Source organism: uncultured Paracoccus sp., from assembly GCF_947487305.1.
Classification (GTDB): Bacteria; Pseudomonadota; Alphaproteobacteria; order Rhodobacterales; family Rhodobacteraceae; genus Paracoccus.
The window spans coordinates 325,384-344,507 of sequence record NZ_CANKWH010000002.1 but is presented as its reverse complement, the minus strand read 5'-3'; the positions used below and the strand labels follow the sequence as shown (position 1 = coordinate 344,507).

General features: G+C 66.6%; 16 protein-coding genes. 11 read left to right on the top strand and 5 right to left on the bottom strand.

Annotated features, from left to right (window positions below; translation table 11 throughout):
* Positions 1-4: 4 nt before the first annotated feature.
* From Q1A36_RS04310 to Q1A36_RS04300, 3 genes are read left to right on the top strand one after another with little or no spacing between them, the layout of a single operon-like run.
* Complete coding sequence (locus tag Q1A36_RS04310) at positions 5-1,567, top strand: di-heme oxidoredictase family protein (RefSeq protein WP_299840241.1); 1,563 nt, start codon at positions 5-7, stop codon at positions 1,565-1,567.
* Entirely contained in the window at positions 1,567-2,559 is a 993-nt protein-coding gene (locus Q1A36_RS04305) for an imelysin family protein (RefSeq protein WP_299840238.1), read from the top strand. The genes Q1A36_RS04310 and Q1A36_RS04305 overlap by 1 nt, the downstream gene beginning before the upstream one ends.
* Positions 2,549-3,637, top strand: a complete 1,089-nt coding sequence (locus Q1A36_RS04300; protein ID WP_299840236.1) for a DUF1513 domain-containing protein — start codon at positions 2,549-2,551, stop codon at positions 3,635-3,637. Before Q1A36_RS04305 ends, Q1A36_RS04300 begins: the two co-directional genes overlap by 11 nt.
* 9 nt (positions 3,638-3,646) lie before the next feature.
* Here Q1A36_RS04300 and Q1A36_RS04295 read toward each other — a convergent pair whose 3' ends face one another.
* A complete protein-coding gene (locus Q1A36_RS04295; protein ID WP_299840497.1) occupies positions 3,647-4,141 on the bottom strand; it encodes a CAP domain-containing protein in 495 nt (164 codons plus the stop codon).
* A 171-nt stretch (positions 4,142-4,312) separates the two neighbouring features.
* Between Q1A36_RS04295 and Q1A36_RS04290 the strand changes: the two genes are divergently transcribed.
* The 3 genes from Q1A36_RS04290 (at position 4,313) to Q1A36_RS04280 (ending at position 7,399) form a co-directional block, all read left to right on the top strand.
* Positions 4,313-5,134: a TIGR00282 family metallophosphoesterase gene (locus Q1A36_RS04290; RefSeq protein WP_101752019.1), complete on the top strand. Its 822-nt coding sequence runs from the start codon at positions 4,313-4,315 to the stop codon at positions 5,132-5,134.
* Between the two features lie 93 nt (positions 5,135-5,227).
* Positions 5,228-7,009 carry an SLC13 family permease gene (locus Q1A36_RS04285; RefSeq protein WP_299840231.1) on the top strand — a complete coding sequence of 594 codons (1,782 nt, stop codon included), beginning with the start codon at positions 5,228-5,230 and terminating at the stop codon, positions 7,007-7,009.
* Positions 7,010-7,162: 153 nt separating this feature from the next.
* On the top strand, positions 7,163-7,399 hold the full coding sequence (locus Q1A36_RS04280) for a DUF1127 domain-containing protein (protein WP_299840229.1): 237 nt from the start codon (positions 7,163-7,165) through the stop codon (positions 7,397-7,399).
* A gap of 75 nt (positions 7,400-7,474) precedes the next feature.
* On the opposite strand, the gene Q1A36_RS04275 is transcribed toward Q1A36_RS04280, so the two are convergent.
* Positions 7,475-9,259: an SLC13 family permease gene (locus Q1A36_RS04275; protein ID WP_299840227.1), complete on the bottom strand. Its 1,785-nt coding sequence runs from the start codon at positions 9,257-9,259 to the stop codon at positions 7,475-7,477.
* A gap of 150 nt (positions 9,260-9,409) precedes the next feature.
* Here Q1A36_RS04275 and Q1A36_RS04270 point away from each other — a divergent pair, with 150 nt between their 5' ends.
* Both Q1A36_RS04270 and queF read left to right on the top strand, forming a co-directional pair.
* Positions 9,410-10,153 (top strand): YebC/PmpR family DNA-binding transcriptional regulator, encoded by a 744-nt coding sequence (locus Q1A36_RS04270; RefSeq protein ID WP_299840225.1) that lies wholly within the window; start codon positions 9,410-9,412, stop codon positions 10,151-10,153.
* 125 nt (positions 10,154-10,278) lie between these two features.
* On the top strand, positions 10,279-10,740 hold the full coding sequence (queF, locus tag Q1A36_RS04265) for a preQ(1) synthase (RefSeq protein ID WP_299840223.1): 462 nt from the start codon (positions 10,279-10,281) through the stop codon (positions 10,738-10,740).
* 21 nt (positions 10,741-10,761) lie between these two features.
* Here the strand turns inward: queF and Q1A36_RS04260 are convergent, their stop codons facing one another.
* Positions 10,762-12,147: a dipeptidase gene (locus Q1A36_RS04260; protein WP_299840221.1), complete on the bottom strand. Its 1,386-nt coding sequence runs from the start codon at positions 12,145-12,147 to the stop codon at positions 10,762-10,764.
* 166 nt (positions 12,148-12,313) lie between these two features.
* On the opposite strand from Q1A36_RS04260, the gene hemA reads away from it, so the two are divergent.
* The gene (gene hemA, locus Q1A36_RS04255) at positions 12,314-13,543 is read left to right on the top strand and encodes a 5-aminolevulinate synthase (protein WP_299840220.1); all 1,230 of its coding nucleotides are present in this window, start codon (positions 12,314-12,316) and stop codon (positions 13,541-13,543) included.
* Between the two features lie 159 nt (positions 13,544-13,702).
* Positions 13,703-14,944 (top strand): helix-turn-helix domain-containing protein, encoded by a 1,242-nt coding sequence (locus Q1A36_RS04250; protein WP_299840218.1) that lies wholly within the window; start codon positions 13,703-13,705, stop codon positions 14,942-14,944.
* 74 nt (positions 14,945-15,018) lie between these two features.
* Here Q1A36_RS04250 and Q1A36_RS04245 read toward each other — a convergent pair whose 3' ends face one another.
* Positions 15,019-16,068, bottom strand: coding sequence for a dipeptidase (locus Q1A36_RS04245; RefSeq protein WP_299840217.1), 1,050 nt, complete (start codon positions 16,066-16,068; stop codon positions 15,019-15,021).
* A 170-nt stretch (positions 16,069-16,238) separates the two neighbouring features.
* On the opposite strand from Q1A36_RS04245, the gene Q1A36_RS04240 reads away from it, so the two are divergent.
* Entirely contained in the window at positions 16,239-16,562 is a 324-nt protein-coding gene (locus tag Q1A36_RS04240) for an antibiotic biosynthesis monooxygenase family protein (RefSeq protein WP_299840216.1), read from the top strand.
* Positions 16,563-16,624: 62 nt separating this feature from the next.
* Here Q1A36_RS04240 and Q1A36_RS04235 read toward each other — a convergent pair whose 3' ends face one another.
* Complete coding sequence (locus tag Q1A36_RS04235; protein WP_299840215.1) at positions 16,625-18,880, bottom strand: hypothetical protein; 2,256 nt, start codon at positions 18,878-18,880, stop codon at positions 16,625-16,627.
* Positions 18,881-19,124: the final 244 nt, after the last annotated feature.

The window sequence follows — 19,124 nt, the reverse complement described above, 5'->3', positions numbered from 1 at the left end:
CATCATGCGTCTGACCTCTGGATTAGCCTTTGCCTGTCTCGCCGCGCTGAGCCTGCCGCTTGGCGCGGAGTCGGTGGCGGGCGTCGACCTGCTGGCCGCCGATCCGCACCTGCAGGCGCTGCCGCGCACGGCAGCCGAGGCCGAGCGCATCGCCCGCGTGACCGCGCCGACCACGGATTTCTCGGCCCCCGAGAAATTCGAATCCAATCCCGGCGGCGGCGGCACGGTTCGGGTGCTGCCCACCGCTGATGCCTTCTCGCAATTCTCGGCCAATCTCAGCTTCGAGGACGAGCTGCGCTTCAAGCTGGGCAACGGGCTTTTCCGCAAGCTCTGGGTGTCCTCGCCCTCGTCAACGCTGGCCTCGGACGGGCTGGGGCCGCTTTACAATTCGCGCGGCTGCCAATCCTGCCACCTGAAGGACGGGCGCGGCCAGCCGCCCTTGCCCGACGAAGCGGGGGCGCATTCGATGTTGCTGCGCCTGTCCGTTCCCGCCGAGGCCGCCATTGGCGACGTGGCCGATTACCTCGCCAGCCGCGATGGCACGCCGCCGGAACCCGCCGCTCCGCATCCGGCCTATGGCAACCAGTTGCAGCCCCTGGCGACGCCGGGCAAGGCCCCCGAGGGGCAGGTGGCGGTGTCCTGGACCGAGGAACCCTTCACCTTTCCCGATGGCGAGACCGCCAGCCTCCTGCGCCCCGACTGGCGTATCGAAGACCCGCAATACGGTCCGCTTGGCGAGGGGGTGATGATCAGCCCCCGGATCGCGCCGCAGATGATCGGGCTGGGGTTGGTCGAGGCGATCCCGGCGGCGGACATCCTTGCGAACGAGGACCCCGAGGATGCCGATGGCGATGGCGTTTCGGGTCGGGCGGCGGTGGTGAAAAGCCCCGAATATGACCGGCTGATGCTGGGCCGCTTTGGCCTGAAGGCCGGGGCCGCCACCATCCGCGAACAATCCGCCGCCGCCTTTTCCGGCGATGTCGGCATCTCGACGCCGCTTTTCCCCGACCCTTGGGGCGAATGCAGCGTGGCCGAGGCCGAATGCCGCGCGGGACCGCATGGCGACAAGGACGCGCGCGGCACCGAGATCGACGAGGAGGGGCTGGACCTCGTTGCCTTCTATGCCCGCAACCTCGCCGTGCCCGCCCGCCGCGATGTCGACGATCCCGAGGTTCTGGCCGGCAAGAAGCTGTTCTATGACACGGGCTGCATCGCCTGCCACCGGCCTAAATTCGTCACCAGCCGGATGAGCGACCGGCCCGAGCAGAGCTTTCAGCTGATCTGGCCCTATTCCGACTTCCTGCTGCATGACATGGGCGAGGGTCTGGCCGACAACCGCCCCGAGGGCCGGGCGACCGGGCAGGAATGGCGCACACCGCCGCTCTGGGGTGTCGGGCTGACCAAGCAGGTCAGCGGTCATACCCGCTTTCTTCACGACGGCCGCGCGCGTAATCTGACCGAGGCGGTGCTGTGGCATGGCGGCGAGGCCGAGGCGGCACGCGAGCGTTTCGTCACCCTGTCGGCCAAGGATCGCGCCGCGCTGATCCGTTTTCTGGGAAGTCTCTGATGCCTGACACCAAGTTCCTCGTTCTCGCGGCGGGTCTGGCCCTTGCACTTGCCGCGCCCGTTCATGCCGATCTGGCCCGTGCGGTCGACACGCAGATACTGCCCGGCTATGCGGCGCTTGCCACGACCACTGAGGCGCTGGCCGAGGCGACGGCGGCAAGCTGCGATCCGGCGGCGATCCGGCCCGCCTATGACGCGGCTTTCGATGCCTGGATGCAGGTCGGTCATCTGCGCCTTGGTCCGGGCGAACTGGCGGCGATCACCATTGCCTTCTGGCCCGACAGCCGGTCTGCGACACCGCGCGCGTTGAACCGGATGATAGCCGATCAGGACCCGCTTGGCACCGATCCGGCGGGTTACGCGCAGGTCTCGGCGGCGGCGCGGGGGTTCTTTGCGCTCGATACGCTGGTCTTTGACCCGGAGCCCGCCGGCGATCCCGCCTATCGCTGCGCCCTGACGGCGACCGTTGCCGCCGATCTGGCGGCGCAGGCGAAGGCGCTGGATCAGGGCTGGCGCGAGGGCTTTGCAGCCACTCTGACCACGGCGGGCGAGCCGGGGAACAGCACCTATCTGGCCCCTGAGGAGGCGGTGCAGGCGCTTTATACCCAGCTTCTCGCCGGGCTCGAGTTTACCGAGGATCAGCGCCTTGCCCGGCCCCTGGACAGTTTCGACAAGCCCCATCCCAAGCGGGCCGAAGCCTGGCGCTCGGCCCGGTCGCTGCCGAATATCCGCGCCTCGCTGAAGGCGCAGCGGGCGCTGGCACTGGCGCTGGCCGATGGCCCGATCCCGCTCACCGAGGCCGCATTCGACGCGGCAGATGCCGCGGCCAGTGTCGTGGTCGATCCGGGTTTTCAGGACATTGCCGATGCGCAGGCCTGGTTCCGCGCCGATGTGCTGCGCCAGCGGGTGCAGGCGATCCGGCAGGCGGTCGAGACGGAACTGGGCGCGCAGCTGGGCGTTGCCGCCGGCTTCAACTCGGCGGATGGTGACTGAGATGCGGACCAACCGGCGCAGCTTCCTTGCCGCCCTGCTGGCTGCCTCGGCGGTGCCCCGGCTCAGCTGGGCCGATGCTGGCAGCCCGGCCTTCCTCGCCTGCGCGCGCGAGGCGGATGAGAGCTACGCGCTTTACGGGCTGACCGAGGGCGGCGTGGATACCTTCCGGGTGCCGCTGCCGGCGCGCGGCCATGCCGGGGCCGGCCATCCGACCCGGCCCGAAGCGGTGGTCTTTGCCCGCCGGCCCGGTGCCTATGCGCTGGTCATCGACTGCGCCGGAGGCGAGGTGCGGCACCGCCTGACCCCGCCCGAGGGCCGACAGTTCAACGGTCACGGTGTGTTCATCGAGGGTGGCGATCTGCTGGTCACGACCGAGCAGCGGGCCAGTGACAGCGCGGGCTATCTGGGCCTCTGGTCGGTGACGGACAACTATCGCCGGATCGGCGAGCGGCCCACCGGCGGCATCGGCCCGCATGAGGTGGTGCGGTTGGCGGATGACACGCTGGTCGTCGGCAATGGCGGCATTGCCACCGACCCGACCGACCGGACCAAGCTGAACATCCCGACCATGCGGCCGAACCTCGCCTATCTCTCGCCCGAGGGCGATCTGCTGGAGATGGTCGAACTGGCGGATGATCTGCAGTTCAACTCGATCCGGCATCTGGCCGTGGGGCCCGGCGGGGTGGTGGGCTTTGCGATGCAATGGGAAGGCGATCCCGAGATGCTCGTCCCGCTTTTGGGGCTGCATCGCCGGGATGCGGCGCCGGTGCTGGCCTCGGCGCCCGAGGCCGAGCAGCGCGTCTTGCAGGGCTATGCGGGCAGCATCGCCTTTGACCGGGCGGGGGCCGAGGTGGCGATCACCTCGCCGCGCGGCGGTCGGTTGCATCGCTTCGATGCGGCGGGCAATTTCCTTGGCGCGGTCACGCGGGCCGATGTCTGCGGTCTGGCCGGGCTGGCGCAAGGCTTCCTGATGACCGATGGCAGCGGCGGCGTGCTGAGGAGCGAGGGCGAGGCCGTCAGGCCACTGGCGCGCAGCCCGCGCAACTGGGACAATCACGTCATCGCGTTGAGCGCCTGAGGGTCTGGATTACCAGCGGAAGGGCCTGACCTTGCCGGCGGCGGCCCTGGCCTCCTGCACCGCGCAACGCGCGGCATAGAGCCCGACCCAGTAAAGCCGCCCATCCGCACCCTGCGCCACGCCGAAGCCCATGGATTTCGCCCGCGGGTCCTGCTGGTTCCGGGCATGGCCGGAGGAACCCTGCCAGGCCTTCACCGTGCCGCCTGCCGATTTGGTGCCCTGCGCGACGTTCTCGGCCGAGAAACAGGCCCGGAAGCCTGCGCCTTTCACCCGTGCCATCGGCTTGCGGCCTTTGCTGTCGCGATGGCTGACCACCTGACGGCGGGCCAGATCGCAGGCATGGCGCTGCGCCACCTGGCTCAGCTTTGCATCGACCCGCAACTGCGCCTGTCCGCGCGCGGCCCGCGTGGCATTGGTCTGCTGGGCCAGCGCCGAGACCGCCGGAGCCAGCCCGCTGCTGCCGCTGCAACCGCCCTCTGACGCGAGGGCAGGGGCAGCAAGCATTGCCAACAGAAGAGATATCGCGATATGCCGCATAGACCGACCCTGAACCGTTCGTTTCAGGGTGGTTCTACCGGCAGTGGTATGAATGAAAAACTAACAACTCAAAGTATAGCAATAATCCGCCGGTCGCGATCCCTTGCCGCGCCCCGGCGCTTGGCTTAGGCAGATATCATGCGGATCCTGTTTCTCGGCGATGTGATGGGCAAGGCGGGCCGCCGCGCCATCACCGAGCGTCTGGCCCCCCTGCGGCAGCAATTGCGTGCCGATTTCGTCGTGGTGAACGGCGAGAATGCCAGTGGCGGCATGGGGCTGACCGCCGCCCATGCCAAGACGCTGCTGGAGGCCGGGGCTGATTGCCTGACCCTTGGCGACCATGCCTTTGACCAGAAGGACATGCTGGGCTTCATCGACAGCGAGCCGCGGATCATCCGGCCTCTGAATTTCGCCCGCGAGGCGCCGGGCCGGGGCGCACGGGTGTTCCAGGACCAGCGCGGCCGCAAGATCCTGGTGGCGCAGGCGCTGGGGCAGGTGTTCATGAAACGGCCCTTCGACGATCCCTTCTCGGCCCTCGATGCGGTTTTGCGCGCCCATCCGCCGGGCGGGATGGTGCAGGCGGCGCTGATCGATTTCCATGCCGAGGCCACCAGCGAGAAGATGGCGGCCGGGCATTTCTGCGACGGCCGCGCCAGTCTGGTCGTGGGCACCCATACCCATGTGCCGACGGCGGATGCGCAGATCCTCAATCGCGGCACCGCCTATCTCAGCGATGCCGGCATGTGCGGCGACTATGACAGCATCATCGGCATGGAGAAGGCCGAGCCGCTGCGCCGTTTCCTGACCGGCATGGCCCGCGACCGCTTTACCCCCGCCAATGAAGAGGCGACGCTCTGCGGTGTCTTCGTCGAGACCGATGACCGCACCGGGCTTGCCACCTCGATCCTGCCGATCCGGCAGGGGCCGCGGCTGCAGCCCTCGCCCGGGACCGGCGCTTGATCGCGGACCCTGAGCAGCACGGTCCTTGCAGCGCCTGCGGGAATCGGGGAAACATGCCGGCAGATCACGGCAGATCGCAGCCATGAGGTTTGAATGTTCGGACTTGAGCTGACCGGGACGGCATCGGCAATCGCCACGATTGTCATCATTGCCGGGATGCTGACTCTGTTCGTCCGCGAGGTCTATCCGCCCGAGGTGACTGCCATCCTCGGCGCGACGGTGCTTCTGTTCCTCGGCATCCTCAAGGTCGATCACATCGCCGGGGTGCTGTCCAACCCGGCGCCCTGGACCATCGCCTTCATGTTCATCATCGTCGGCGGGCTGGTCCGAACCGGGGCGCTGGACTGGATCGGCCAGAAGGCCGCGCGCCATGCGGGCGACCATCCGATGATGACGCTGGGGCTGATCTCCTGCGTGGTCTGCGCCATGTCGGCCTTCGTCAACAACACGCCGCTGGTCGTGGTGATGATGCCGATTTTCATGCAGCTGGCGAAAGAGATGCAGATGTCGCCCTCGAAGCTGCTGATCCCGCTGTCCTACCTGTCGATTCTCGGCGGCACGGTCACGATGATCGGCACCTCGACCAACCTTCTGGTCGATGGCGTGGCGCGCAGCGCCGGGCTGGAACCCTTCTCGATCTTCGAGATCACCCCGGTCGGCCTGCCGATGGCGGTGGTGGGCATTCTCTACCTGCTCTTGGTGGCACCGAAGTTGCTGCCCGAGCGCGATTCCATGTCGCAGCTGATGGGCAGTGGCCGCTCGAAGATGAAATTCTTCACCGAGGTCGCGATCCCCGAGGATTCGGCGCTGATCGGCAAGGCGCTGGACGAGGTGGATATCTTCACCCGCGACACCGCCCGGGTGATCGACGTGCTGCGCGGCGACGATTCGCTGCGCCGCGATCTGGCGGCGGTGCGGCTGGAAGCCGGCGACCGGGTGGTGCTGCGAACGCCCATGTCCGAGGTGCTTGGCCTGCAGAACAACAAGAACCTGCGGCTGGCCGACAAGCTTTCCTCGGTGCAGACCTCGACCGTCGAGGTGCTGATCACGCCGGGCTGCCACATGGTCGGACGCTCGCTCGGCTCGATGCGACTGCGCCGCCGTTACGGCGTCTATGTGCTGGCGGCCCATCGCAAGAACCAGAATATCGGCCGCCAGCTGGACGACCTGGTGGTGCGCGTGGGCGATACGCTGCTCTTGGAAGGGGCGCCGGGGGATATCCAGCGGCTGTCGAGCGACATGGAGATGGTCGAGGTCAACGCCCCCTCGGACCGCGCCTATCGCCGCAAGAAGGCGCCGATCGTGGTGGCCGTGCTGGTCGCCGTGGTCGCGCTCTCGGCCCTCAACATCGCACCCATTCTGGTTCTGGCCTTCATCGGCGTCTGCGTGGTGCTGATCACCCGCTGCATCGATGCCGACGAGGCGCTGAGCTTTGTCGACGGCCAGCTGATGGCGCTGATCTTTGCCATGCTGGCGGTGGGCGCGGGGCTGGAAAGCTCGGGCGCGGTGGAACTGGTGGTGACGCGCATCGCGCCCTGGCTGGCCGAGGTGCCCAGCTGGGGGCTGGTGCTGGCGGTCTACCTGGTCGCCATGTTCCTGACCGAAACGGTGACGAACAATGCGGTCGCGGTGATCGTGACGCCGGTGGCGATCTCGCTGGCCGGGCAGTTGGGCGTCGATCCGCGCCCGCTGGTCGTGGCGGTGATGATGGGGGCCTCGGCCAGTTTCGCCACGCCGATCGGCTACCAGACCAACACGCTGGTCTATGGTCCCGGCGGCTATCGCTTTGCCGACTTCATCCGGGTCGGTCTGCCGCTGAACATCCTGATGGCGATCGTCGCCTCGCTGGTCATCCCGATCTTCTGGGACCTCTGATCCGGTCCGCCGGTTCGTGACGCGACGTCAAGTATTCCCTGCCATGTCCCTGATGCAACGCAGCTTTGCGGCATCGGTCCTTGTCTCGGGCTGTCCCCTGTCCCACATGTTCCGGCGGGAGGAAGACGCAATTGAGACGACAAGGAGGCCATCATGGCTGACATCACCAGCGCCGCCCCGAAAACCGCCAATCCCGTTGCCAGTATCGCCAACACCCTGACCGCGCCCTTCCGCGCCATCGGTCGCGGCTTGATCGCGCTGGCCGAGGCCGGCCCCCGCGCCGCCGCGCTGCGCCGCCTGAGCCAGCAGACCGACGCCCAGCTGGCCGCGCGCGGCACCACCCGCGCCGACGAGGTCCGCCGCATCTTCGGTCCGGGTCTCTACATCTGATTTTCTGAACATCGTGACGAGTGCGCCGCGCCGGACCTGACGGGTCCGCGCGGCTTTTTCGTTAGGCACAGAGCCTCACCCCAGAGGCCAGACGATCAGCAGCATCGGCACCGAAACCAGCATCACGATCACCTCGAGCGGCAGGCCCATGCGCCAGTAATCGCTGAAATGGTAATCGCCCGGGCCGAGGATCAGGGTGTTGTTCTGATGCCCGATCGGCGTCAGGAAGGCGCAGGCCGCCGAGACCGCCACGCCCATCAGGAAGGCATCGGCATCGACGCCAAGCTGCTCGGCCAGCCTGATGCCGACCGGGGCGGCGACGATGGTGGTGGCATTGTTGTTCAGCACATCCGACAGGAACATCGTCGTTGCCATCAACAGCACCAGCGCCACCCAGGCCGGCGCGCCCTGCGTGGCCGCGACGATGCCGCTGGCGATCAGCGCGGTGCCGCCGGTCGCGTCCAGCGCCACGCCAAGCGGGATCATCGAGCCCAGAAGCACCACCACCGGCCAGTCGATATGGTCATAGACCTCGCTGATCGACAGCACCCCGAAGAGCACATAGGCCACCAGCACGCAGCCAAGCGCGATGGGCATGGTGACAAGGCCGAGGCTGGTCAGGCCCACCGCCAGCGCGAAAAGCCCGATGGTCTGCCACATCTGCGCTTCGCGCATGACCGGGCGCGAGGCACCGTCGAGCCGAAGCCCGCCCAACGCCGCCGGCACCTCGTCCACCCGGCTTTCCGGGATCAGGAGCAGCATCAGGTCGCCCGGCTCGATGGTCTGGCGCGACAGGCCGCGGGCGATGATCCGGCCCCTCCGGCGCAGGCCCAAGAGCACGGTGTCATAGCGGTTCACCATCCCGATCGACTGCGCCGTGCGCCCGACAATCGGAGAGCCGACCGGCACCAGGCATTCGATCAGTCGCTGGTTCTCCTCGCGGCGGCGGGCGCGGGGTTCCAGCCTGCCATCGGGAAAGGCGAGTTTCCGGGCCGAGCGGAAATCATCCAGCGCATCGGGGGTGCTGCGCAGCGCGAGGACATCGCCGGCTTCCAGCACGATCTCGTGCAGATCCGCCTCGACCGGGTGGCCGTGGCGGCTGACCGAGAGGATGCGGATCTCGGCCTTCTCGGCCTCGTCCTGCAGATCGCCGATGGCGCTGCCCAGAATGTTGCTGTCCTCGGTCACGACCAGTTGCGTGCGATAGTCGCGCAGCGCGGCATGGCCGGTCTCTTCCGAGGCGCCATTGCCGTGGATCGGGATCAGCCGCCAGCCGACCAGGGCGATGAAGGCGATGCCCGCCAGCGCCACCGCGCCGCCGACGGGCAGGAAATCGAACATGCGATAGGGCTCGCCCAGCACCTCCTGCCGGAAGCCCGAGACGATCAGGTTCGGCGGCGTGCCGATCAGCGTCAGCATCCCGCCAAGGATGGTGGCAAAGGCCAGCGGCATCAGCGTCAGCCCTGCGGCCCGCCCGGCCTTGCGCGCCACCTGCATGTCGATCGGCATCAGGATCGCCAGCGCCGCGATATTGTTCATGAAGCCCGACATCAGCCCGCCGATCCCGCCCATCACCGCGATATGCAGGCTGACCGAGCGTTCGCGCGCCTCGATGATCCGCGTGAGCATCGCCTCGGCCCCCGAGCGGCGCAGCCCGGCGGTGACGACAAGGATCAGCGCCACCACCATGGTCGCCGGGTGCCCGAAGCCGGCGAAGGCCTCGGCCGAGGGCACCACGCCCAGCAGAACCGCCGCCATCAGCCCGGCAAAGGCTACCAGGTCATGCCGCCAGCGGCCGGTGAACATCAGCACCATGACGGCGGCGAAGATCGCGAAGAGGGTGATCTGGCTATATGTCATGTCCGCAGCCTCGCACTCGTCACGGTCGAAGGATAGCGACGCCGCGCGAATGCGCAATCTGCCGGCGCTGCCGGTCTTGCGATCCGGGTGCAGGCTGGACTAAAAGCGCCACGATTGAACACTTCCGATGACCGCATAGGACCAGAGATCATGGCAGGCCATTCCAAATGGGCGAATATCCAGCACCGCAAGGGCCGGCAGGACGGGATCCGCGCAAAGCTGTTCTCGAAACTGTCGAAGGAGATCACCGTCGCCGCCAAGATGGGCGACCCTGATCCCGACAAGAACCCGCGCCTGCGTCTGGCGGTGAAAGAGGCCAAGTCGAACTCGGTTCCCAAGGACGTGATCGACCGGGCCATCAAGAAGGCCATCGGCGGCGATGCCGAGAATTATGACGAGATCCGCTACGAGGGTTACGGCCCGAACGGCATCGCCATCATGGTCGAGGCGATGACCGACAACCGCAACCGCACCGCCTCGAACGTGCGCAGCTATTTCACCAAGTCGGGCGGCGACATGGGCCAGACCGGCTCGGTTGCCTTCATGTTCGACCGCGTGGGCGAGATCATGTATCCGCTCAGCGTGGGCGATGCCGACACGGTGATGATGGCCGCGATCGAGGCCGGCGCCAGTGATGTCGATACCGATGACGAGGGTCACTGGATCTATTGCGCCGATACCGATCTCAACGACGTGACGGCGGCGCTGGAAGCGGCTCTGGGCGAATCGGAAACGGCGAAGCTGATCTGGAAGGCGCAGGCGCCGACCGAGATCACCGATCTGGAAACCGCGCAGAAGCTGATGAAGCTGATCGACACGCTGGAAGACGATGACGACGTGCAGACCGTCACCGGCAATTTCGACCTGTCGGAAGAGGTCGCGGCGCAGCTTTGACGGGAAGCTGGGGGCGCTTCGCCCCCCGGACCCCCCGAGGATATTTGATCCAAGATGAATGCGGCACGGGTTCTTGATCCGCGCCGATCCGGTCGCAGCCCACCCGGTCAAAACAGGAGCCTTGCATGAGCCATTACACCGACGCGCTGACCCAGCTGGGCCAGCCGACCCGCCTGCCGCAAAGCCCGGAGGAGGCGGTAATGGAACGGGTGCCCAATCCGCAGGCCGATACGGGCTACGTGGTGCGCTTTACCCAGCCCGAATTCACCAGCCTCTGCCCGCTGACCGGCCAGCCCGATTTCGCCCATCTGGTGATCGACTATGTGCCGGGCGACTGGCTGGTCGAGTCGAAATCGCTGAAGCTGTTCCTTGGCAGCTTCCGCAATCACGGCGCCTTCCACGAGGATTGCACCGTCTCGATCGGGCGGCGGCTGGTCGATCTTCTGTCCCCGCGCTGGCTGCGGATCGGCGGCTACTGGTATCCGCGTGGCGGCATGCCCATCGATGTGTTCTGGCAGACCGGAAGCGCGCCCGAGGGGATCTGGATCCCCGACCAGGGCGTGCCCGGCTATCGCGGACGCGGCTGACCGCCGCGCCCGTGCCGCACGCTATTGCAGCGTCGCCAGAATCCGCGCCCAAGAGCGCGCGCCCTTGCTGAAGCTCTCGACGTCATATTTCTCGTTCGGCGAATGGATGCGGTCATCGTCGCGGCCAAAGCCGATCAGCATCGAATCCATGCCGAGGATCTGCTGGAAATCGCCGGCAATGGGAATCGATCCGCCGGCGCCGATATAGGCCGCTTCGCGCCCCCATTCCTCGGAAAGCGCCGCCTTCGCCGCCGCGAAGGCCGGGTCCGAGGTGTCCATGACGCTGGCTGGGCTGCCGCCATGTTCGTGGAACTCGACCCGGCAATCGGCGGGCAGGAAGCTTTCGACATGGGCGCGGAAGGCGTTGCGGATCTTGGCCGGGTCTTGCTGGCCGGTCAGGCGGAAGCTGACCTTGGCGCGGGCCTCGGCCGGCAGCACGGTCTTGAACCCCTCGCCGGCATAGCCGCCGGCAATGCCGTTGATCTCGGCGGTGGGCTGGTTCCAGACCATCTCCAGCGCCGTGCGGCCCTTCTCGCCGATCGGGTGCTTCAGCCCGACCCGGGACAGGAACTCACCGGCGTCGAAACCGAGCGCCTGCCAGTCGCGGCTGAGCTCGTCGCTGAGCTCCTGCACCCCGTCATAGAAGCCGGGCAGGGTGACGCGGCCATTCTCGTCCTTCAGCGCGGCCAGCGCACGGGATAGGATCATGATCGGATTGGCCGCCAACCCGCCGAAACTGCCCGAATGCAGATCGCGGTCGGCAGCGTGGATGATGACCTCTTCGCCCACCAGCCCGCGCAGCTGCGTGGTGATCGCCGGGCGGCCATCGGCATAAAGCCCGGTATCGCAGATCAGCGCCAGCGAGGCCTTCAGCTCTTCGGCGTTTTCGGTGAGGAAAGGCCGCAGCGAGGGCGAGCCCGATTCCTCCTCGCCCTCGAAGAGCAGGGTGAGGCCGGCGGGCAGCGCGCCGTGCACCGATTTCCACGCCCGGCAGGCTTCGACGAAAGTCATAAGCTGTCCCTTGTCATCGGATGCGCCGCGACCGCGGATCACTGGACCCTTCGCCGTCTCTTCAAGCGCCGGCTCGAAGGGCGGTTTGTCCCACAACTCCAGCGGATCGACCGGCTGCACGTCATAGTGTCCATAGAACAGCACCGGCCGCGCACCGCCCGGCTGCGAATGGGCGACCACCATCGGATGCCCGGTGGTGTCGCGCACGGAGGCCTCGAAACCGAGCGATTTCAATTCATTGCACAGCCATTCTGCGGCATCGCGCACATCGCCCTTGTTCGCCGGGTCGGTGGAAATCGAGGGGATGCGCAGGAAACCCAGCAGCCGTTCGATCGCCGCAGGCTGGCCTGCATCCAGTGCTGCCAGAACCTCGTCCAGCCTCGATTGCTCCGCCATTCTGTGCTATCCTTTCCGAGAGATTTTATCTGTTTTCGGCATACGTCTTTCGCCGCATTGCGACAATTTGGCCCTGTCATTTCTGTTGCATGGACTGTAACTAAGACAGGACGCGCGTGATCAGACCATGATCGCACCCAGCCAGCTATGCAAGGGACACGCCGGGATGAACTACGACGCCCAACTGGATCAGGCCATCAACAAGCTGCACGAGGAAGGCCGCTATCGCACCTTCATCGATATCGAGCGCAGCAAGGGCCGGTATCCGCAGGCGGTCTGGACCCGTCCCGACGGCACCAAGCAGGACATTACCGTCTGGTGCGGCAATGACTATCTGGGCATGGGCCAGCATCCGGTCGTCCTGACCGCCATGCACGAGGCGCTGGACGCGACCGGCGCCGGCTCGGGCGGAACCCGCAACATCTCGGGCACGACCGTCTATCACAAGCAGCTTGAAGCCGAACTGGCTGACCTGCATGGCAAGGAGGCGGCGCTTGTGTTTTCAAGCGCTTACATCGCCAATGATGCGACGCTGTCGACCCTGCCCAAGCTGTTCCCGGGCCTGATCATCTATTCCGACGCGCTAAACCATGCCTCGATGATCGAGGGGATCAAGCGCAATGGCGGCGCGCGGCGGATCTTCCGCCACAATGACCTTGCGCATCTGCGCGAATTGCTGGCCGCCGACGATCCGGCCGCGCCCAAGCTGATCGCCTTCGAATCGATCTATTCCATGGATGGCGATTTCGCCCCGATCGGCGCGATCTGCGACCTGGCCGAGGAATTCGGTGCGCTGACCTATCTCGACGAGGTTCATGCCGTCGGCATGTATGGCCCCCGCGGTGGCGGCGTGGCCGAACGTGACCGGCTGAGCGCGCGCATCGACATCATCAACGGCACCCTTGGAAAGGCCTTTGGCGTGTTCGGCGGCTATATCGCCGCCTCGGCCAAGATGGTCGATGCCATCCGCTCTTATGCGCCGGGCTTCATCTTCACCACCTCGCTGCCGCCGGCGGTGGCGGCAGGGGCTGCGGCCTCGATCGCCTTCCTCAAGGGCGAGGGCGGTCAGAGGCTGCGCGATGCCCAGCAGCTTCATGCCCGCATCCTGAAGATGCGGCTGAAGGGCCTCGGGATGCCGATCATCGATCATGGCAGCCATATCGTGCCGGTCCATGTCGGCCATCCGGTGCATTGCAAGATGCTGTCGGACATGCTGCTGGCCGATTTCGGCATCTATGTTCAGCCGATCAACTTCCCCACCGTGCCGCGCGGAACCGAGCGTCTGCGCTTCACCCCGTCGCCGGTTCATGACAGCAAGCAGATCGAGCATCTCATTCGCGCGATGGATGCACTCTGGTCACGTTGTGCGTTGAATCGCGCCGAAATCGTGGCGTAAAATGCGCGAGGGGGTGTGAGGCTCTCACATCCGTGATAATCTTTTTTCAGACAAAGGTCGTTATCCTCGTGATTCGCGTGGGTAATCAATAATCGCGCTGTGAGGCAGTTCGGTATGAGCGGTATTCGGGCAACTGGCCCGGAAGAAGGGGTGGCTCCGATGACGGACACCACTGGATTTTACGACGATGACACCCGCCTTGGTGACATCATGCGCGGCGAGCGTGCCACCAAGGGTAAGTCGCTGCTTGATGTGCAACGCGAGTTGCGCATTCGCGCCTCCTATGTGGCGGCGATCGAGAATTGCGACATCACCGCCTTTGACGCGCCCAGCTTCATCTCGGGCTATGTGCGGTCCTACGCGCGCTACCTGGACATGGATCCGGACTGGACCTTCCGCCGCTTCTGCGCGGAATCGGGATTCCAGCCGACCCATGGCATGTCGGCCTCGGCGGCCGGGCCCAAGCCCGCACGCCGCCCCTCGGATCCGGCCGAGGCGCTGGCCAATCCCCGCGCCCTGTTCATTCCCCAGCCCGAAAGCTTCTGGTCCTCGGTCGAGCCGCGTGCCATCGGCTCGCTGGTGGTGCTGATCGCGCTGATCGCCGGTCTGGGCTATGGCGGCTGGTCGGTGCTGCAGGAAGTGCAGCGGGTCAATGTGACGCCGGGCGATGACGCGCCGACGGTGGTGTCGGATCTGGACCCGGTGCAGGCCGGCGGCCTGCCGCAGCCGGAACTGGACCAGGGCGAGGGCGTCGACCTGGCCGCCAGCCTGCCGCAGCCGGAATCGCTGGACCGGGCCTATCGCCCGCAGATCCTCGAGGCGCCGGTGCTGACCGCCCGCGACGGGCCGATCTCGGCCATCGATCCGGGTCTGACCCTGCCGCCCGCGCCAGCCGAGACGGTGGTGGCCAACACCGGCACGACCGGGACGGGGGCCGCGCCCGAGACGGTGGTGGCCTCGGGCGGCCAGCCGATGGATTTCGGCCCGCAACTTCCCGCCGAGCAACTGGCCGTGCGCACGGTTGCGCCCGATGCGCCGGCGCTGGAGCTTTTGGCCGCGCGTCCCGCCTGGGTGCGGGTGACGGCTTCGGATGGCACGGTGTTGCTGGAAAAGATCATGGATGCGGGGGAACGCTTCAGCCTGCCCAATCTCGAAGAGCCGCCGCAACTGCGCACCGGCAATTCCGGCGCCGTCTATTTCGCCGTCAATGGCCGCACCTATGGCCCGGCCGCGCCCGGCCCGCAGGTCGTGAAGAACGTCGAGCTGTCGGCGAACAGCGTCACCGCGAAATACGCCTTTGCCGACCTGACCGCCGATCCCGAACTGGCGCAGATGATTTCCGTGGCACAGGCGGGGCCGGTGCCGGGCGAGATCGGCCAAGAGGCGCCGCGCACCGAATAGGTGCCTTGGCGGACTACAAAAAAGGCCCGGCGCGCTTGTGCGAGCCGGGCCTTTTTGTTGTTGGGCCGTCAGCCTCAGCCGCCCCAGGTCCGCTCGAGCACGCCGATCCAGTTCTCGGCGGCGATCTTGCGGGTCAGGGTCTGGCCATAGCCGTGATCCAGCATGGCTTGGGTCAGGGCCGGCAGCGCCGCTGCATCGGGCAGGTCGGCGGGCATCAGCGCGCCGTCGAAATCCGACCCCAGCGCCACGCCATCCTCGCCGAGGATTGCCAGCATATGGTCGAGATGGCGCAAGATCGGGTCGAAGCCGGTGAAGGGCACGCGCCGGCCATCGGCGTTCAGGAAGCTGACGCCATAGTTCAGCCCGACCAGCCCGTCACTTTCGGCGATGACCCGCAGCTGCCGGTCGGTCAGGTTGCGCGGCGTGGTGCAGAGCGCGTGGACGCAGCTGTGGCTGGCGACCAGCGGCGCATCCGACAGCGCCGCCACGTCGTTGAACCCGGCCTCGTTCAGATGCGACAGGTCGATCATGATGCGCAGCCTGTTGCATGCGCGGATCAGGTCGCGCCCGGCGCTCGTCAGCCCCGGCCCCTGGTCCGGCCCGCCGGGATATTCGAAGGGCACGCCATGGCCGAAGACCGTCGGCCGCGACCAGACCGGCCCCAGCGAGCGCAACCCGGCCTGATGCCACAGATGCAGCGCATCCATGTCGCGGATCGCCTCGGACCCCTCGATATGCAGGATGGCGGCGATGCGGCCGGCGGCGATGCTGTCGCGGATGCCCTTGGCGCTGCGGACCACGTCCAGCGTGCCGGTCCGTTCCATGCGATACAGCGCCGCCGCCTGCTCGAAGGCATGGGGCAGGGCGCTGTCATGGTCGATCTCGCCGGCCAGCGGCAGGGCATAGGGCGGGTTCTCCATCGCCGCCGCCGCCGCCGCGCCATTCGGGTTGTCCCGGGCCGGGATCCAGATGGCGAAGAAGCCCCCGACCATGCCGCCCGCCTTAAGGCGCGGCAGGTCCATATGGCCGCTGCCATCGCCCCTCAGCCACAGATCATCGGCCGCAGGACCAGCCGCCACGGCGCGCTGCAGGTAGTCGTTGTGCCCGTCGAAGACCGGGATCATTTCAAGCTCCAAACAATTTGCCACCCTACATGCACCGTCGCGTCCCGGGGGACAATGGGCAGCTTTGCCGATGGCGGCGGCTTGCCGAACATGCCCCGTTAACCGTCTTTCCGCGCAGCGAGAATCGGCCTAACCTTGCGACAAGCCAAGCTCTGTGAAGGAGGCCAGCCATGCCCGATATCCGCGCCGATTTCGACGGCCAGACCGTCATCTGCACCTTTGATGTGACCCCCGGCAGCGCCGAGGATGTGCTGGAACTGCTGCAGGCCGCATGGGACCAGGTCATCAGCCAGCAGCCCGGCTTCATCTCGGGCGCGATTCATCTGAACGACGCCCATACCCGCATCGCTACCTATTCGCAGTGGCGCGACCGCAAGGATTACCAGGCGATGCTGCGCAGTCAGGAAATGCGCCGCCGCAATCGCGACATCCATGCCATGTGCAAGAGCTTCGAGCCGGTGATGTACGAGGTGCAGGATGTTTTCCGCGCCTGACCCCGGCGCGCGAAAAAGGGCGGCCGAGTGACCCGCCGCCCGTTCCTCCCCAACGTCCCGCCTCAGCGGTTGCGGTAATAGTCGACCACGTCGCCCTCGGTCTGCACCTCGCCCGCGATATCCAGCGCGGTGCCGATCTCGGACTGGATGGTGGCGCGGAAGCCGCCGTCACGCAGCCCTCCGCCCTGCAGGCTTTCCAGATGCGCGATGGCTTCGGGCCGGGCGCTGAGACCAAGCGCGATCAGCGCATATTCACTCAGCGTCCGGTCCTGCGCCCCGCTTTCGGGTGAGAGGCCCATCACCGGCGCGAAGTCGCGTTCGGCCCAGACCCTCGGCTCGGTGCTGGCGATCAGGTAATCCAGCGCCGCCGGATCCTCCGCGCGGTTGGCGATATAGCCAAGCGCCACCAGCGCCGAGACCCGGCCCTTCTCGGCCATCGCGGCGGCCCGGTCGGGCTCGATGCCTTCGGCAGTGCCCTCGCCCGACGGCCCCTGTTCGACATAGTCGATCAGGGCGGCGGTCGAGGCCGGATCGCCGATCATGCCGATCACATTGGCGATGTTCTCGTGATAGAGCACCTCGGCCGGGTCGTTCAGCATGTTGAGCAGGGTCTGGGCATCCGCCGGGCTGTAGCGCGCGGCGACGTCCAGCGGCAGGCCCTCGAACCAGACCTGGCGCACGAACTCCTCGACCGGCATCAGCGCGGCCTCATTGCCCCCGCCAGCCTCGACCGTCATGTCGACCGGCACGATGAAGGCCGAGACCAGCGCCGAACCGCCGTAGGAGCCACATTCGCTGGCGTTGATGCGCAGTCGGTTCGAGCCGATCGAGGGGAACATCAGCGCATCCGAGGTATCGGTGCGATGCGGCAGGCCGGTGTTATGGCCAAACTCATGCGCCCAGAGGATACCCTCCTGCGTGGCGGTGAAGCGCTCGGTGATGAAGGACGCGCCCGGCGTCTGGCCGCAGCCGATGATCGAGGTGTTGAAGCCGGCCGAGCCGCAGAAATCGACCGTCGGCACCACCTTGATATTGCCGTTCAGCCCAAAGACCTGCTGCACCTCGGCATTGGTGTTCAGGTTGCCATCGGTCTCGGCGAAGGCGCCGACCGCGCCGTTGCGGGTCACGCCGACGGCGCAGGCGACATCGCCCGGCCCGTCATTGCGGGTCAGCACCGTGCCCAGATCGTTCAGGATGCTGTCGGCCTGCCCATCGGTCATGGCCAGCGTGTTGTGGCGCCGGATGGTCAGCGCGCGCACCGTGCGCGGCTGCACCTCGGACCACCAGCGATGCCACATGGCGCGATCGGTGCCCCGGGCAAAGCAGTCCAGCCGGTTCGCACCCCAGCTGACGCATTCGGGCTGCTCGAGGATGGTGCCGCCAAGGCTTTCCCATCCGCCCCAGTTCTGGCCATCCCACCAGCGGTGATACATGGCGCGGTCAAGGCCACGGGCAAAGCAATCGATGCGGTTCGCGCCCCAGCTGACGCAATCCGCGTTTTCCAGCAGGATGCCGCCCAGGTTCTCCCATCCGCCCCAGTTCCGGCCATCCCACCAGCGATGATACATCGCGCGGTCGGTGCCACGTGCGAAACAGTCGATGCGGTTCGCGCTCCAGCTGGTGCAGTTCGGGGTTTCCAGGATGGTGCCGCCGAGGTTTTCCCACCCACCCCAGTTCCGACCATCCCACCAGCGGTGATACATCGCAGCGTCGGCGCCACGGGCAAAGCAGTCGATCCGGTTCGCGCCCCAGCTGGTGCAGTCGGGCCGGTCCAGCAGCACGCCGCCGAGGTTTTCCCATCCGCCCCAGTTCCGGCCGTCCCACCAGCGATGGTACATGGCCGCGTCGGTGCCACGGGCGAAACAGTCGATGCGGTTGGCGCTCCAGGTCACGCAATCGGGCTTGTCCAGCAGCACGCCGCCAAGGTTCTCCCATCCGCCCCAGTTGCTGCCGTCCCACCAGCGGTGATACATGGCCGCGTCGGTGCCGCGGGCGAAACAGTCGATGCGGTTCGCCCCCCAGCTGACACATTCGGGCGAATCGAGGATCACGCCGCCCAGGTTCTCCCAGCCACCCCAATTGCTGCCATCCCACCAGCGGTGGTACATGGCGCGGTCGGTGCCGCGGGCGAAGCAGTCGATGCGGTTCGCCCCCCAGCTTGTGCAGCTTTGTTCTTCCAGCACCACGCCGCCCAAGGATTCCCATCCGCCCCATTCGGCGCGGGATTGTGTCGGAGCGGAGATCAGGGCGACAAACACCAGCAGGGCCAGCGCGGCGAGCCGCCGACAGCGCCCGATCAGACCAGACAAACGAAACATTTCAGCCTCTTACACAGGCGCGGTCAGGGACGCGCGCCAAGGGTTGCTGTCGCCCGTCGGGCGGCATTTGATAATTTGATGGAATTGTCCGGCCGGCTGGATTTATATTTATTAATATAAATTAATGTGAAATTCAATCTGAATATAATTTGCAGGCTTTTATTCAATTAGGCTCATTAACCGTATTCTCCCCAGCCCATGCTGCAGCTGCAAAATTGCCCGTGCATCCTGTGGTCGGCCACAG

Coding starts and splice junctions, on each gene's coding strand:
- Q1A36_RS04310 (WP_299840241.1), top strand. CDS start 5: ATGCGTCTGACCTCTGGATTAGCCTTTGCCTGTCTCGCCGCGCTGAGC.
- Q1A36_RS04305 (WP_299840238.1), top strand. CDS start 1,567: ATGCCTGACACCAAGTTCCTCGTTCTCGCGGCGGGTCTGGCCCTTGCA.
- Q1A36_RS04300 (WP_299840236.1), top strand. CDS start 2,549: ATGGTGACTGAGATGCGGACCAACCGGCGCAGCTTCCTTGCCGCCCTG.
- Q1A36_RS04295 (WP_299840497.1), bottom strand. CDS start 4,141: ATGCTTGCTGCCCCTGCCCTCGCGTCAGAGGGCGGTTGCAGCGGCAGC.
- Q1A36_RS04290 (WP_101752019.1), top strand. CDS start 4,313: ATGCGGATCCTGTTTCTCGGCGATGTGATGGGCAAGGCGGGCCGCCGC.
- Q1A36_RS04285 (WP_299840231.1), top strand. CDS start 5,228: ATGTTCGGACTTGAGCTGACCGGGACGGCATCGGCAATCGCCACGATT.
- Q1A36_RS04280 (WP_299840229.1), top strand. CDS start 7,163: ATGGCTGACATCACCAGCGCCGCCCCGAAAACCGCCAATCCCGTTGCC.
- Q1A36_RS04275 (WP_299840227.1), bottom strand. CDS start 9,259: ATGACATATAGCCAGATCACCCTCTTCGCGATCTTCGCCGCCGTCATG.
- Q1A36_RS04270 (WP_299840225.1), top strand. CDS start 9,410: ATGGCAGGCCATTCCAAATGGGCGAATATCCAGCACCGCAAGGGCCGG.
- queF (WP_299840223.1), top strand. CDS start 10,279: ATGAGCCATTACACCGACGCGCTGACCCAGCTGGGCCAGCCGACCCGC.
- Q1A36_RS04260 (WP_299840221.1), bottom strand. CDS start 12,147: ATGGCGGAGCAATCGAGGCTGGACGAGGTTCTGGCAGCACTGGATGCA.
- hemA (WP_299840220.1), top strand. CDS start 12,314: ATGAACTACGACGCCCAACTGGATCAGGCCATCAACAAGCTGCACGAG.
- Q1A36_RS04250 (WP_299840218.1), top strand. CDS start 13,703: ATGACGGACACCACTGGATTTTACGACGATGACACCCGCCTTGGTGAC.
- Q1A36_RS04245 (WP_299840217.1), bottom strand. CDS start 16,068: ATGATCCCGGTCTTCGACGGGCACAACGACTACCTGCAGCGCGCCGTG.
- Q1A36_RS04240 (WP_299840216.1), top strand. CDS start 16,239: ATGCCCGATATCCGCGCCGATTTCGACGGCCAGACCGTCATCTGCACC.
- Q1A36_RS04235 (WP_299840215.1), bottom strand. CDS start 18,880: ATGTTTCGTTTGTCTGGTCTGATCGGGCGCTGTCGGCGGCTCGCCGCG.